The organism is Mesorhizobium marinum, assembly GCF_040813675.1.
Classification (GTDB): Bacteria; Pseudomonadota; Alphaproteobacteria; order Rhizobiales; family Rhizobiaceae; genus Mesorhizobium_K; species Mesorhizobium_K marinum.
On sequence record NZ_JBFOCI010000006.1, the window covers coordinates 93,556 to 107,034 of the forward strand.

The following is a 13,479-nucleotide window of genomic DNA, read 5'->3' on the forward strand; positions in this document are numbered from 1 at the left end:
GGCCGAAATGAACGCTCGCAACAAGGGGTTCTTCTCCGAAGAGACTTCCGTCGAGGTCGTCACCGCCCGCAATTCCGGCACGAAGGACGCACGATTGAAGCAGGTGATGGAGGTCATCACCCGAAAGCTTCACGAGGCGGTCAAGGAGATCGAGCCGACGCAGGACGAATGGTTCGATGCGATCATATTCCTGACGAAGACCGGCCACATGTGCACCGACTGGCGGCAGGAGTTCATCCTGCTTTCCGACGTGCTCGGCGTGTCGATGCTGGTCGACGCCATCAACAACCGCAAGCCATCAGGCGCCTCGGAAAGCACTGTCCTCGGGCCCTTCCATGTCGCCGATGCGCCGGAGTTGCCCATGGGCGCCAACATCTGCCTCGATCGCAAGGGCGAGGACATGGTGATCAGCGGGCGAATCCTGGACACTGAGGGCAAGCCGGTCGATGGCGCGGTGCTGGACGTCTGGCAGGCCAACGATGAAGGCTTCTACGACGTCCAGCAGAAGGGGATCCAGCCGGACTTCAACCTGCGCGGCGTGTTTCGCACCGGAGCGGACGGGCGCTACTGGTTCCGTGCGGTGAAGCCGAGATTCTATCCGATCCCCGACGACGGCCCAGTCGGCCAGTTGCTGGAGGCGCTCGACCGCGAACCGTATCGCCCGGCGCACCTCCATTTCATCCTCAAGGCCGACGGCTTCGCGACGCTGGTCACGCACATCTTCGATCCGGACGATCCCTACATCGATACGGACGCGGTGTTCGGCGTGAAGGAAAGCCTGCTTGCCGAGTTCAGGAAGATCAACGACCGGAAGCGGGCGAAGGAACTGGGTTTCGAGGACTGGTTCTGGGAGGTGGAGTATGACTTCGTGCTGGCCAGGAAGTAGCGCCCGGCGCCAGTTACTGCGCGATCGTCGCGGCGATTTCTCCGGCGAGCTTTCCGATGGCCGCGACGAGCCGCTCCTCCTGCCTGCCGAACCGGGTGGTGGGCGTCGGGATGGAGACGGCATAGATGTCGCCGTTCCAGTCGCGGAACGCGACGCCGACGGCGGAGATCCCCGGCGTATGCTCGTCGCGGTCGAAAGCGATCGAAGAGATACGGATGGACCGGATTTCCTCGAGAAGGTCGGCGATCTCTCCCTTCCGTCCCGTTGCGGCCCACTCGCCGCGGGCAATCAGGGTGATGGTTTCATCGTCGAGGAGGGACAGGCAGGCCTTGCCGTTTGCGGTCGTGGTCAGCGGAAAGGCATCGCCGACGGACGACACTGCCCGCAGCCGCTGCGTGCCGGGAATCTGATCGAGGAACACAACGACGTTGCCGCGCAGGGACGAAAGGTCGACCGTCTCTTCGGTCTCGGCGGACAAGCGCACCAGAAGCGGGCGAAGCACGTCGGCCACGCTGAACCTCGCCGATTCAGCCAGCGACTGAAGTTCCGGTCCCAGCCGAATGCCGCCGGAACTGTTGGAGGCGATGACCATGCGCTCGGCCTGCAGCGCGCCGACGATGCGTTGGACGGTGGAGCGCGGCAGATCGACCTGTTCGGCGATCTGCCCGAGGCTCATTCCGGAGCGCGCGCCTTTGAGCGCACGCAGCACGGATGCCGCACGGGCAATCACCTGTATGCCGCTGCGCGACTCCGCAGTGTCGGTCTCGCTCATCTGATTCCTCATCTATCGTCCGCGTCGCGGATAGCAGCATCGGGCCAAGCACTGGAAGCTTTCTACCTCAATTCGCATCTTGACTGCAATACGATACACTCGTATCAAATTGCGATACAGATGCTCGGGAGGAGCATCCGCAGGGATGTGAGCCGCCACCGAATGCGCGGCGCTGGAGGCTGATGATATGACGATCACGGTTCGCGGAATCGAGTTCCAATCCAATCTCGACAACCCGATGGGGATCGAGTTCTACAACCTCTCCCACCGCTTCGGCTTCCAGTGCCCGAACTGGCCCTACTTCCGTGACGTGCGCATCGAGCGCATGCACTACATGGCCAAGTCGGGCGTCTTGTCGCAGACGATCACGACGACCATGCACGTGACCACGCACATCGACGCCCCGGCGCATGTGGTCCAGGGCACGCCATTCATCGATGAAGTGCCGCTGCCTCACTTCTTCGGTACCGGCATCGTCGTCTCGCTGCCCAAGAAGAAGTGGGAATTCATCACTGGAGACGATCTGGAGGAGGCGTGCGGCAAGGCGATCCGCAAGGGCGACGTCCTGATCGTCAACACCGGCTGGCACAAGGTCTATGAGGACGGGGACTATTTTCCCTACTGCCCAGGCTTCGTGCCGTCCGCCGCCGACTGGATGATCGAGAAGGGCGTGAAGGTGGTCGGCCACGACACCCAGGCGAACGACCATCCGCTCGCCACAGCGATCGGCCCGCAGCGCAACGGCCCGCTGCTGCCGCACCTTGCCGACGAATACAAGGAATGGTCGGGCGGCCGCGACTGGAAGGACGATTTCCCCGAGTGGGAGCCGGTCCACCAGAAGATCTTCAAGGCCGGCATCCTCGGCATCGAGAATGTCGGCGGCGATCTCGACGCCGTAACCGGCAGGCGCTGCACCTTCGCCTTCTTCCCGATAAACTGGGATCGCGGCGACGGCTGCATCATCCGGCTCGTCGCCATGATCGACCGCAACCAGCAGTATCGCATCGAGAAAGGCGAGGCCTTCTGATGTTCGCCAAGCGGTTCGCCGACGCAAGACCCTACGAGGCGCCAAACCACCACGGCGTGGTCGGCCTGCGCCTGCAGGGGTTCGAGGACGGCGGCCCGACAAACCAGTGGGTCGGCCTATCGCAGTTTCTTCCGGGCGGGGGCGCCGGGCCGGACTCCACGCCGTTCGAGAAGGTCTATGTCGTCATCGATGGGGAAATGACGGTGATCGCCGGCGGCGTCGAGACCGTGCTTCGCAAGCTCGACTCCTGCACGATCGCGCCCGGCGAGGTGCGCGAGATCGTCAACCGCTCCAACCACGTCTGCACGATGCTGGTGGTGATCCCCTATCCACCGGGGTACCAGCCATGAGCGCTCTGGCCAATCCGCTTTCACTGTTCGACATCGGCGGCAAGGTGGCAATCGTCACGGGTGCCTCCGGCGCTTTCGGCGCGGTAGCCGCCCAGGTACTTGCCGGTGCGGGCGCGAAGCTTGCGCTGGTCGCCGGCAATGCGAAGGCGCTCGCCGAAACGGCAGAGGCCTGCGGCGAAGCCGAGGTGCTGACGATCAACGCGCGCCCTGCGGACGAAACGGCCTGCGACAAGATCGTGGCCGACACCGTCGCCCGCTTCGGCCGTGTCGACATCCTCGTTGTCGCGTCTGGCAAGAATGACGTCGCCAAGATCACCGAAATGGCGCCGGCGCGCTTCCTCGACGTGATGGACGCCAACGTCACGCAGTCGTGGCTGATGGCGCGGGCGGCCTCCAAGCAGATGCTGGCGCAGGGCGAGGGCGGCAAGGTCGTGCTGATGTCGTCGGCGCGGGGTCTGCTCGGCCACCCTGCCGGCTATACCGCCTACTGCGCCTCGAAATCCGCGGTCGATGGCATTACGAAGGCGCTCGGCTGCGAACTTGGCCCGACCGGGATCACCGTCAATGCGATCGCGCCGACGGTCTTTCGTTCGCCTCTGACCGCGTGGATGTTCGAGGACACCGAAAACGCCCAGACCGTGCGCAAGGGATTCCTGGCGCGGGTGCCGAAGGGGAGGCTCGGAGAACCGGAAGATCTCGCCGGACCGCTGCTCTTCCTCGCCTCGCGCGCGTCCGATTTCTACACCGGCCATATCCTTTACGCCGACGGCGGCTACACGGCGGGATAGATGGCTGAGCGCGCGACCATAGCCATCGTCGGCGCCGGCCTCATGGGGCACGGCATCGCCCAGGTGTTCGCGGTCGCGGGCCATGACCTTCGGGTCTACGACGCGCACGAGGGCGCGCTTCGGTCGCTGAAGGCACGCATCGCCCGGAACCTGGCCGACCTCGGCCAACCCGGCGGCGCCGAGGAGCGCGTTTCCGGCTATAGCGATCTCGGCGCAGCTGTAGCCGGCGCTTCCGTCATCATCGAGGCGGCGCCGGAGAAGCTCGAACTGAAGCGCCGGCTGTTCGCCGACCTCGTCAGGCTCGCCGATCCCGGCGCGTCGATCGCCTCCAACACATCGGTCATTCCGATAGGCGCCATCGCGGAAGGCCTGCCGACGCAGGAGCGCATCCTCGGGACGCACTGGTGGAATCCGCCCTTCCTGGTGCCGCTCGTCGAAGTTGTCGGTACGCCCTCGACCTCTGGCGACGTCGTCACGTCGATGATAGCGCTGCTGGAATCCGTGGGGAAAACGCCGGTCCACGTGAAGCGCGACGTTGCCGGATTCGTGGGCAACAGGCTGCAACACGCGTTGTGGCGCGAGGCGATTGCTATCGTCGCCGAAGGCATCGCCGACGCGGAGACCGTCGATACCGTGGTTAAATCCAGCTTCGGGCGCCGGCTCGCGGTGCTCGGGCCGCTCGAGAATGCCGATCTCGTCGGCACCGATCTCACGCTGGACATCCACAACGTGGTGCTGCGCGAACTCGAGCGCTCGCCGGAGCCGTCGCCCTACCTGCGCGCGCTCGTGGCCGACGGAAAGCTCGGCATGAAATCTGGAACCGGTTTTCGATCGTGGACACCAGAAAAGGAAGCTGAACTGAGGAGCAGGGTCTTTGGTCATCTGAAGGCAATGGCCGTCGATCCGGCTTCGGTGGAAACAGGTTAAGCGCTTGGGTTGAAAACGCATCTCTAGGGAGGAGATCATGGCAAGACGTACCCGCTCTACATCGCATGGACTGACGCGCCGCAGCTTCCTGAAGTCGACGGCCGCGACTGTGCTAGCGGCACCGGCGGTGCTGCATTTCACGCGCGCCTATGCCGAGACTCCGACGCTGAAGCTCGGCTATGTCAGCCCGAAGACCGGCCCGCTGGCAGGGTTTGCGGAAGCCGACGACTACGTGCTCGACGGTATCAGAAAGGCGTTCGCCGGCGGACTGCAGAACAACGGCAAGACCTGGAATGTCGAGATTTCCGTCCGCGACAGCCAGTCGAATCCGAACCGCGCCGCGGAAGTCGCCTCCCAGCTCATCCTGGAGGAAGAGGTCGACATCCTGCTTGGCGCCGCCACGCCGGATACGACCAATCCTGTCGCCGACCAGGCGGAAGTGAACGGAACGCCGTGCATTACCACCGACTGCCCGTGGCAGCCCTATTTCTTCGGGCGCGGAGGCGATCCGGCAAAAGGCTTCGAGAGCACCTACCACTTCTTCTGGGGACTAGAAGACGTCATCGCCAACTTCACGGCGCTCTGGAACAACCCAGGCGTCGCAAAGAATGTCGGCGGGCTCTTCCCCAATGATGCGGACGGCAATGCCTGGGGCGATCCCGAACTCGGCTTCCCGAAGCCTCTGGCCGCCGGCGGCTTCACCCTGACCGATCCGGGCCGATACCAGCCGCTGTCGGACGACTTTACGGCGCAGATCACCGACTTCAAATCGGCGGGCGCCGAAATCGTCACCGGCGTGATGATCCCGCCCGACTTCGGCACCTTCTGGGCGCAGGCCGCGCAGCAGGGGTTCAAGCCGAAGATCGTCACCATCGGCAAGGCGCTGCTCTTCCCGTCAGCAATCGAAGCGCTCGGCGAGCGCGGCAACGGCCTGTCGACCGAGATCTGGTGGTCGCCGAACCATCCGTTCGTATCGAGCCTCGACGGCACGACGGCCAAGGCGCTCGCCGACGGCTATGTCTCGGCGACCGGCAAGCCGTGGACGCAGCCGATCGGCTTCCGTCACGCTCTGTTCGAGGTCGTTGCCGACGTGGTGAAGCGCTCGGCCGACATGGAGGACCCGCAAGCCATCATTGCGGCGATCGCCGGTACCAGCCTGCCGACCATCGTCGGCACGGTCGACTGGTCGACGGGCCCCGTGAAGAACGTTTCCAAGACCCCGCTTGTCGGTGGGCAGTGGCAGAAGAAGGGGGACAAGTTCGAGCTGGTGATCACGACCAACACGCAAGCGCCGGAAATTCCGGTGGGCGGCGAACTCGTGCTCCTCAGCTGACCCACAGCGGCATGGCGGATGCGCCTCGCTGCGCCCGCCATGCCACTTTCGAAATTGCGGACCGCTGCATTGCCGATCCTTACCATCCAGAATCTGAGCAAGAGCTACGGTGCCTTGCAGGTCACCGATGACGTTTCGCTGGCGCTTCAGCCGGGCGAGGCGCTCGGGGTGATCGGGCCGAATGGCGCCGGGAAGACGACCCTTTTCAACCTGATCGCCGGAACCGTGCACCCAAATGCCGGCAGCATCGTCTTTGACGGGCTCGACGTCACCACGATGCCCGCTCGGTCGCGCTGTCATCTCGGCATCGGCCGATCATTCCAGATTCCGCATCCGTTCTCGGGCATGACCACCTACGAAAACGTCCTGGTCGGTGCGGCCTTCGGGCGCAACGCTTCCGAACGCGACAGCGAGCGGCGGGCGGTCGCGGTGCTCGAGATGACAGGCCTCCGGCGCAAGGCCAATACCTATGCCGGCCAGCTTACCCTGCTCGAGCGCAAGCGGCTCGAGATGGCCCGCGCCCTGGCGAGCGACCCCAAGCTCCTGCTGCTCGACGAAATCGCCGGCGGGCTGACGGAGCCGGAATGCGTGGAACTGGTCGAGGCCATCAAGACCGTGCGTTCTGAGGGCGTTTCCGTGATCTGGATCGAGCACGTGGTCCATGCGCTGCTCGCAGTCGTCGATCGAATCGCGGTTTTCGACTTCGGCAGGAAGATCGCGGATGGCGAGCCGCGCGAGGTCATGGCGAGCCTCGAGGTCGCCAACATATACATGGGCATCGAGGGCGCGCATGGCTGAGCCCATTCTTTCGCTGCGTGGCCTGAAGGCCGGCTATGGCGACTTCCAGGCCTTGTTCGGCATCGATCTCGATCTCGCCGAGGGCGAGGTACTGGCACTGATCGGTGCGAACGGGGCGGGCAAGTCCACCTTGCTCAGGGCCGTCACGGGGCTGGTGCGCTGCCAGCGCCAGATGGTTCTTTTTCGGGGTGACGGGATAGGCGGCGAGCGTCCGGACCTCATCGCCCGTCGCGGCATAGCGATGGTGCCTGAGGGGCGTCGCCTGTTCCGCTCGCTCAGCGTCGAGGAAAATCTCGTCATCGGCGGCGAGCGCGCTCCGAACGGCGAATGGACGCTCGAACGCATCTACTCGCTGTTCCCGATACTCATGGAAAAGCGGCTCAACCCGGGCACGGCCCTTTCGGGCGGGCAACAGCAGATGGTAGCGATCGGGCGTGCGCTGATGGCCAATCCGCGCATCCTGCTCTTCGACGAGATATCGCTCGGCCTGGCGCCGGTGGTGATCAAGGACATCTACGCAGCCTTTCCCGCGATCGTCGCGACCGGCGTTTCGGTCGTGCTGGTCGAGCAGGATGTGGCGCGCGCGCTGGCAGTGGCCGGACGTTTCGTCTGCCTGCAGGAGGGCAGGGTTTCGCTGGCGGGACGTCCCGACGAGCACGACCGCGCAGCCATAACGGCAGCCTATTTCGGCGCCGCCAACGTTCAGGGTGCACAGTGATGGATTGGGTCAACGCCATCGTGCAGGGTATCCTGCTGGGCGGCCTCTACGCCTTGTTCGCGGCCGGGCTGTCGCTGATCTTCGGCGTCATGCGGCTGGTCAACATCGCGCATGGCGACCTGATCGTCGCCGCCGCCTACCTCGCCCTCGTCGTCGTGCAGTTGACCGGGCTACACCCCCTGGTGTCCGCACTCGTCGTGGTGCCGCTGATGGCGCTGATCGGTTACGGCATGCAGAGGCTTTTGCTCAACCCCACCATCGGCAAGGATTTGCTCTCGCCGCTCCTGGTGACGTTCGGGATTTCGGTGATCCTGCAGAACGGCCTGCTCGCGGTCTTCACCGCCGACAGCCGGCGGCTGGCGGCGGGCAGCATCGAGACGGCCAGCATTCAGGTTCTGCCGGGGCTGCATGTCGGTGTGCTGCCTCTTTTGATGTTCGTCGCGGCGATCGTGATCATCTTCGGCCTGGAACGCATCTTTTCACGCACAAGCCTCGGTCGCGCCTTTCGCGCCACCTCGGACGATCCCGAGGTCGCGCAACTCATGATGCTCGACCGCGCGCATGTCTTCGGCATGGCTATGGCGCTGTCGGCGGCGGTCGTCGCGATCGCGGGCATCTTCCTCGCAATCCGCACCAATTTCGATCCCGCCTCGGGGCCGGCGCGACTGCTGTTCGGCTTCGAAGCGGTGATCATCGGCGGCCTTGGCAATCTCTGGGGCACGCTCGCCGGCGGCATCGTGCTTGGCGTGGCGCAGGCGATCGGCGCGCAAATCTCCCCGGGCTGGCAGATACTAGCCGGCCACCTGGTGTTTTTCCTGGTGCTGGCGATCCGGCCGCGCGGCCTGTTTCCGAGGATGGACTAGCCATGGTCGAGCCGCATTTCTCGATTCAGCGATCCACGCGGACGAGCCGCGCAACGGCTGCCGTCGCGCTGGCGGTGCTGGCCGGCCTCATTGCGGCGCCCTGGTGGGCTGGGCGGGCAGATATCCGGCTGCTTGGCGAAATCTATTCCTTCGTCGCCCTGGCGACCCTGTGGAACCTGCTTGCCGGCTATACGGGCCTCGTGTCCGTCGGACAGCAGGCCTATGTCGGGTTCGGCGGCTACGTGCTTTTCGCTCTGGCGATGTTCGCCGGCGTTCATCCGCTGGTCGCCATAGGTGTCGCCGGCATCGCGGGAGCGGTCATCGCGGTTCCGATCGCGCCGCTGTTGTTCCGCTTGCAGGGGGCGTATTTCGCCATCGGCACCTGGGTGCTGGCGGAAGTATTCAGACTTTCCTTCGCACAGGTGTCGGTGCTCGGCGGCGGCTCCGGCGCCAGCCTGCCCGCGGGCGTCGTGACCGGCATCGCATCGGACCGCTTTGTGCGCGAGGCCATGGTCTACTGGACGGCACTTGCGATTGCCGTCGCCGCGCTCGCATTCGTCATCCTGCTCCTGCGCTCCCGCACCGGCCTTGCGCTAACGGCCTTGCGGGACAGCGAAATCGCGTCCGAAAGCCTCGGCATCGGCATCTGGCGAACCAAGCTCATAGTCTATGTGTCGGTCGCAGGGCTGACGTCGATGACAGGCGCGTTCATCTTCCTGCAGAAGCTCCGCATCTCGCCCGATGCCGCCTTCAGCGTTAACGACTGGACCGCCTACGTGATCTTCATTGCCGTCATCGGCGGGATCGGGACGATCGAAGGCCCGATCATCGGGACGATCCTGTTCTTCCTCCTGCGCGAAACGCTTTCGGATCTCGGCACGACCTATCTCATGATCCTCGGCTCTGTCGCGATCCTCGTCATGCTGCGGGCGCCAAGAGGCGTGTGGGGCATCATAGCCGAGCGCACGGGCTGGACGCTCGTGCCGATCCGGCGCCGCGTGATTTTCCCGAACTGAACAGCTGTAGCGAGGCAAGATGGCCGACCTGTCGAAGAAAGTGATCATCACCTGTGCCGTCACGGGCGGAATCCATACGCCCACCATGTCGGATGCGTTGCCCTACAAGCCGGAAGACATCGCTCGGCAATCTATCGAGGCGGCGGAAGCCGGGGCGTCCATCCTGCATCTCCACGCACGCGACCCCAACGACGGAAGGCCGACGCCGGACCCGGCCGTATTCATGCAGTTCCTGCCGCGCATCAAGCAATCGACGGACGCCGTCATCAACGTGACCACCGGTGGCGGGCTCAACATGACGGTGGAGCAGCGGCTGGCGGCGCCTCTCGTCGCGAAGCCGGAAATGTGCTCGCTCAACATGGGGTCGATGAACTTCGGCATCTATCCGCTCGCCGACCGGTATTCATCCTGGAAGCACGACTGGGAGGAGCCTTATCTGCGCGGCACCGACGACTTCATTTTCCGCAACACCTTTCGCGACATCGAGCGCATCCTGAAGCTGCTCGGCGAGGAGCACGGCACGAAATTCGAGCACGAGTGCTACGATGTCGGCCATCTCTACAACCTCGCGCACTTCGTTGATCGCGGCCTGGTTAAGCCGCCTTTCTTCGTCCAGCTCATCTTCGGGATACTCGGCGGCATCGGCCCGGAAATGGAGAACCTGATGTTCATGAAGCAGAAGGCCGACAAGCTTTTCGGAGACGACTACCGCTGGTCGGTGCTGGCTGCCGGGCGGTTCCAGATGCCTTTCGCAACCCAGGCGGCCATGCTTGGCGGATCGGTACGGGTAGGACTGGAGGATTCGCTCTACATCGGTCGCGGAAAGCTCGCATCATCCAACGCCGAACAGGTGCGCAAGATCAGGACGATCCTGACCGAACTCGGCCACGACATCGCGACGCCGGCCGAGGCGCGCGCAATGCTCGGCCTGAAGGGCGGCGACCGCGTAGGATTTTGAGCATCCTGGAGTTTGTGTGTCGGCCGGTGCCGCGCGACTGCAGCGCGTCCTGGACGGTGCGGCAAAGCACCTCCTGGGCGTCCTCCACCCGGCAGGCGGGGTTCAGGCGGTCGTCGCTGCGCCAGTGGATCTCGTTGATGCGCCGGACCAGCGGCTCGACCGTGCCCAGGTGGTGCGAGGAAAGGCGGTCTGGTTGGGAGCCCGCATCAGCGAAGTCAGGATGAAATCGCACTGGCCCTGAGCGCCGCGCCCGCTTTGGTCTTGGTCGCGATGACCGCGGAATCGCGCCTCACTGAATAATGAGATGAATTGAGAAGATGAGTTCAAGCCGCGAACGCCAATGAAGCCCAGACCGTTATGAGAGGAAAATTGTAGGGAGAAGTATGAATTTAAACAACACATTAGTCGTCAGGATGGCGGAGGGAGTGGGATTCGAACCCACGGTGGCATCACTGCCACGCCGGTTTTCAAGACCGGTGCCTTAAACCGCTCGGCCATCCCTCCAGGCACTGAAACCGTTCGCACTCTTTCGCCCGGAGCCTCCTGGAGGCATCCGGAGCCGCACGGTCGCAACCATCTGGTCTCGGCTATGTGGCTTATATCTCTGCGCACCGTGCCGTCAACGTGCCCGACTGAACCTTCGGACGCCGTTGCACCGGAGGTGGCTTGTGTTTCGAAGCCGAACGGACAGAGGGGCGAGCCCGCCACCATATTGCGGCCGAACTCGGTATTGGATGTGGCGGATGGCGACGCCGGAAAGGTGAGGCGTTGATGCGCAGTCACATCAAACGAGAGACAGGGCACGACACGGACGCCTAACCGCGAATTTTCATGACCTGTGTCGTAAACCGGTCGGCACCAGCGTGCGATTCAACGGTGGACGACCGCCCGTAGCCCGCTCGAGACCGGCGGGTCTCAAAAGCCGCTGCTATCGCCCCTCCGCGAACCGTCGATGACGCGCCGGACCCAGTCCGACGCCGCGCGCGCCATCGTCGCCATGTGGTCGGCGGCGGAAAAGCCGGTGACGCTCTTGCGCGGCTTCAGGTCGTGGTCGCCGTCCTCCAGCCAGAGGAACTCGATCCTGTCCGACAGTGCGTAGCCCGACACCTCGTTTCGACTGCCGAATTCGTCGCGGCTGCCCTGGACGATCAGCGTCGGCGACCGGAGTTTCGTCAGGTGTGCGGTCCGCAACTGCGCTGGCTTTGCGGGCGGGTGGAACGGATAGCCTAGGCAGAGCAGCCCGACGATGCTGCCTGCGTTGTAGGCTTCGTCGGCCAGCATGCTGGCGACGCGTCCGCCCATCGACTTGCCGCCGATAACGAGCGGACCGCCGGCGCCGAGCGCTTCCATGGCGGCGCGGTATTCGGGGACCAGCGTCTCGGCCCTCGGCGGAGGCTTGCGCGCGCCCTCGCGCCGGGCGGCCATGTAGCCGAACTCGAAACGGGCGACGCGCAGGCCCGCCGACGCCAGGGCGTCGGCGGCGGATGTCATCGACGCCGAATCCATCGGCGCGCCGGCGCCATGGGCAAGTAGGATCGTCGCGGGGGCGTTTTCGGGGCCTTCGAGAATCATCGTCATCCGCATCTCCGTCCTGTCGCAGCCGAAGCATAGTGTCCGCCGCAGGAGGGGGCCAGCGCCCGCGGAAAGCAGCCGTCCCGCCGGATGGTCCGGCGATCGGCGCGATAGGCCGGATGTCGCCACATTGCTGCCCGGTTCCGGACATAGTCGCTTAACAGGACGCTAATTGTTCCCTTGCATATTGAGGGACCCGGGGACAGTGTGGCGGCGCACCGAGCGGCGCGAGAGGGGATGGTTTTGAAGGTTGATCGGCCGGCGCGCTCGCGTCTCGAAAGCGCAGCATCCATCGTCATCCTTGCCGCGACCGCCGGCCTTGTGGCGGCGTGCACGTCCACCCAGCCCCAGGCGGCGGTGGCGAACGCCAAGAAGGGGACCAAGGAGTATTTCGCGGAAGCGGAGTATGGCGTAAAGGCCAGCCCGCGCGTCTCCACCAAGGTGGCGAACCTGCCGCGCGGCGGTGGCCGCGACCAGATCGGCAAGCCCTACAAGGTGCGCGGCAAGATTTATTATCCGCAGGAAGATCCCGACTACAAGAAGGTCGGCCTTGCCTCCTGGTATGGCGATGCTTTCCACGGCCGCCTGACGGCGAACGGCGAAATCTACGACATGACGCACCTGACGGCTGCGCATCCGACGATGCCGCTGCCGAGCTATGCCCGCGTGACGAACCTGGCGAACGGCAGTTCGGTGATCGTGCGCGTCAACGACCGCGGCCCGTATTCGCACAACCGGCTGATCGACCTGTCGAAGCGCGCCGCCGAGATGCTCGACTATACGCATTCCGGCACCGCCAAGGTGAAGGTCGAATATGTCGGGCGCGCCCCTCTCGACGGGCAGGACGACCGATACCTGCTGGCCTCCTATCGCCCGGGCAACCGCGCTCCCGATCCTTCGGATGGGCTGCCGAGTGGGGTGATGATCGCCATGAACGGCCCGACCCCGTCAGCCGTTGTTGGGCCGGCCGGCTTTCCCGGCGGCCTCGACATGATCGCAACGGGTTCCGGCCGACTGCCGCTTCCCGCGACCGGGCCGATCGCGCCCGAAAGGCCGGCCTTCGAGGGCAGCGGCGGGGTGCAGGTGGCGATGGCGTCGCTCTCATATACCGAGGAGCGCGCGAGCGCGGCTTCCGCGGCGTTTTCCGCGTTCGGCGGACTGAGTGCCGATGCGGTCGTGCTGTCGTGGAAACGCATGAATGGCGGCGCAACCCCGGCGGTAGGCCCGTATGTCGCCGCCGCTTCCTTCACCGACCACGGCGAGGCCGAACGGTTGGCCGGGCGTCTCGCCGTCTACGGCAGGGCGGAGATCGAGCGTACCGAGATCGACGGCGCCATGTGGTACGGAGTGAACCTCAGGAGCGACGGGCGCACCTCTGTTGACGATCTCCTCGAAGCGGCGTGGTCGCATGGCGCGCCGGAGGCGATCGTCATCCGGGACTGAACCGCCCCGGCAGACAATTCTCGAACAC

The 13,479-nt window shown here is 64.8% G+C and carries 14 protein-coding genes and 1 tRNA gene; 12 read left to right on the forward strand and 3 right to left on the reverse strand.

Annotation, left to right across the window (positions count from 1 at the left end):
- Positions 1 to 7 precede the first annotated feature (7 nt).
- On the forward strand, positions 8 to 886 hold the full coding sequence (locus tag ABUE31_RS18265) for an intradiol ring-cleavage dioxygenase (RefSeq protein WP_367725141.1): 879 nt from the start codon (positions 8 to 10) through the stop codon (positions 884 to 886).
- 13 nt (positions 887 to 899) lie between these two features.
- Here ABUE31_RS18265 and ABUE31_RS18270 read toward each other — a convergent pair whose 3' ends face one another.
- Positions 900 to 1,658, reverse strand: a complete 759-nt coding sequence (locus ABUE31_RS18270; protein ID WP_367725142.1) for an IclR family transcriptional regulator — start codon at positions 1,656 to 1,658, stop codon at positions 900 to 902.
- A 187-nt stretch (positions 1,659 to 1,845) separates the two neighbouring features.
- On the opposite strand from ABUE31_RS18270, the gene ABUE31_RS18275 reads away from it, so the two are divergent.
- The 10 genes from ABUE31_RS18275 (at position 1,846) to kce (ending at position 10,436) form a co-directional block, all read left to right on the forward strand.
- Entirely contained in the window at positions 1,846 to 2,685 is an 840-nt protein-coding gene (locus ABUE31_RS18275; RefSeq protein WP_367725143.1) for a cyclase family protein, read from the forward strand.
- Positions 2,685 to 3,035: a cupin domain-containing protein gene (locus ABUE31_RS18280; RefSeq protein WP_367725144.1), complete on the forward strand. Its 351-nt coding sequence runs from the start codon at positions 2,685 to 2,687 to the stop codon at positions 3,033 to 3,035. The genes ABUE31_RS18275 and ABUE31_RS18280 overlap by 1 nt, the downstream gene beginning before the upstream one ends.
- Positions 3,032 to 3,823, forward strand: coding sequence for an SDR family NAD(P)-dependent oxidoreductase (locus tag ABUE31_RS18285; protein WP_367725145.1), 792 nt, complete (start codon positions 3,032 to 3,034; stop codon positions 3,821 to 3,823). The genes ABUE31_RS18280 and ABUE31_RS18285 overlap by 4 nt, the downstream gene beginning before the upstream one ends.
- Positions 3,824 to 4,750 (forward strand): 3-hydroxyacyl-CoA dehydrogenase family protein, encoded by a 927-nt coding sequence (locus ABUE31_RS18290; RefSeq protein ID WP_367725146.1) that lies wholly within the window; start codon positions 3,824 to 3,826, stop codon positions 4,748 to 4,750.
- 37 nt (positions 4,751 to 4,787) lie between these two features.
- Positions 4,788 to 6,083, forward strand: coding sequence for an ABC transporter substrate-binding protein (locus ABUE31_RS18295; RefSeq protein ID WP_367725147.1), 1,296 nt, complete (start codon positions 4,788 to 4,790; stop codon positions 6,081 to 6,083).
- A 69-nt stretch (positions 6,084 to 6,152) separates the two neighbouring features.
- Positions 6,153 to 6,881, forward strand: coding sequence for an ABC transporter ATP-binding protein (locus ABUE31_RS18300; protein WP_367725148.1), 729 nt, complete (start codon positions 6,153 to 6,155; stop codon positions 6,879 to 6,881).
- Positions 6,874 to 7,599 (forward strand): ABC transporter ATP-binding protein, encoded by a 726-nt coding sequence (locus ABUE31_RS18305; RefSeq protein ID WP_367725149.1) that lies wholly within the window; start codon positions 6,874 to 6,876, stop codon positions 7,597 to 7,599. Before ABUE31_RS18300 ends, ABUE31_RS18305 begins: the two co-directional genes overlap by 8 nt.
- The gene (locus ABUE31_RS18310) at positions 7,599 to 8,462 is read left to right on the forward strand and encodes a branched-chain amino acid ABC transporter permease (protein ID WP_367725150.1); all 864 of its coding nucleotides are present in this window, start codon (positions 7,599 to 7,601) and stop codon (positions 8,460 to 8,462) included. Before ABUE31_RS18305 ends, ABUE31_RS18310 begins: the two co-directional genes overlap by 1 nt.
- Before the next feature lie 2 nt (positions 8,463 to 8,464).
- Positions 8,465 to 9,478, forward strand: coding sequence for a branched-chain amino acid ABC transporter permease (locus ABUE31_RS18315; protein ID WP_367725151.1), 1,014 nt, complete (start codon positions 8,465 to 8,467; stop codon positions 9,476 to 9,478).
- A gap of 19 nt (positions 9,479 to 9,497) precedes the next feature.
- On the forward strand, positions 9,498 to 10,436 hold the full coding sequence (gene kce / locus ABUE31_RS18320) for a 3,5-dioxohexanoate:acetyl-CoA acetone transferase (RefSeq protein WP_367725152.1): 939 nt from the start codon (positions 9,498 to 9,500) through the stop codon (positions 10,434 to 10,436).
- 414 nt (positions 10,437 to 10,850) lie between these two features.
- On the opposite strand, the gene ABUE31_RS18325 is transcribed toward kce, so the two are convergent.
- Positions 10,851 to 10,940: transfer RNA gene (locus ABUE31_RS18325), tRNA-Ser, on the reverse strand.
- A gap of 411 nt (positions 10,941 to 11,351) precedes the next feature.
- On the reverse strand, positions 11,352 to 12,014 hold the full coding sequence (locus ABUE31_RS18330; protein WP_367725153.1) for an alpha/beta hydrolase family protein: 663 nt from the start codon (positions 12,012 to 12,014) through the stop codon (positions 11,352 to 11,354).
- 231 nt (positions 12,015 to 12,245) lie between these two features.
- On the opposite strand from ABUE31_RS18330, the gene ABUE31_RS18335 reads away from it, so the two are divergent.
- A complete protein-coding gene (locus tag ABUE31_RS18335; protein ID WP_367725154.1) occupies positions 12,246 to 13,451 on the forward strand; it encodes a septal ring lytic transglycosylase RlpA family protein in 1,206 nt (401 codons plus the stop codon).
- The last annotated feature ends 28 nt before the right edge of the window (positions 13,452 to 13,479 follow it).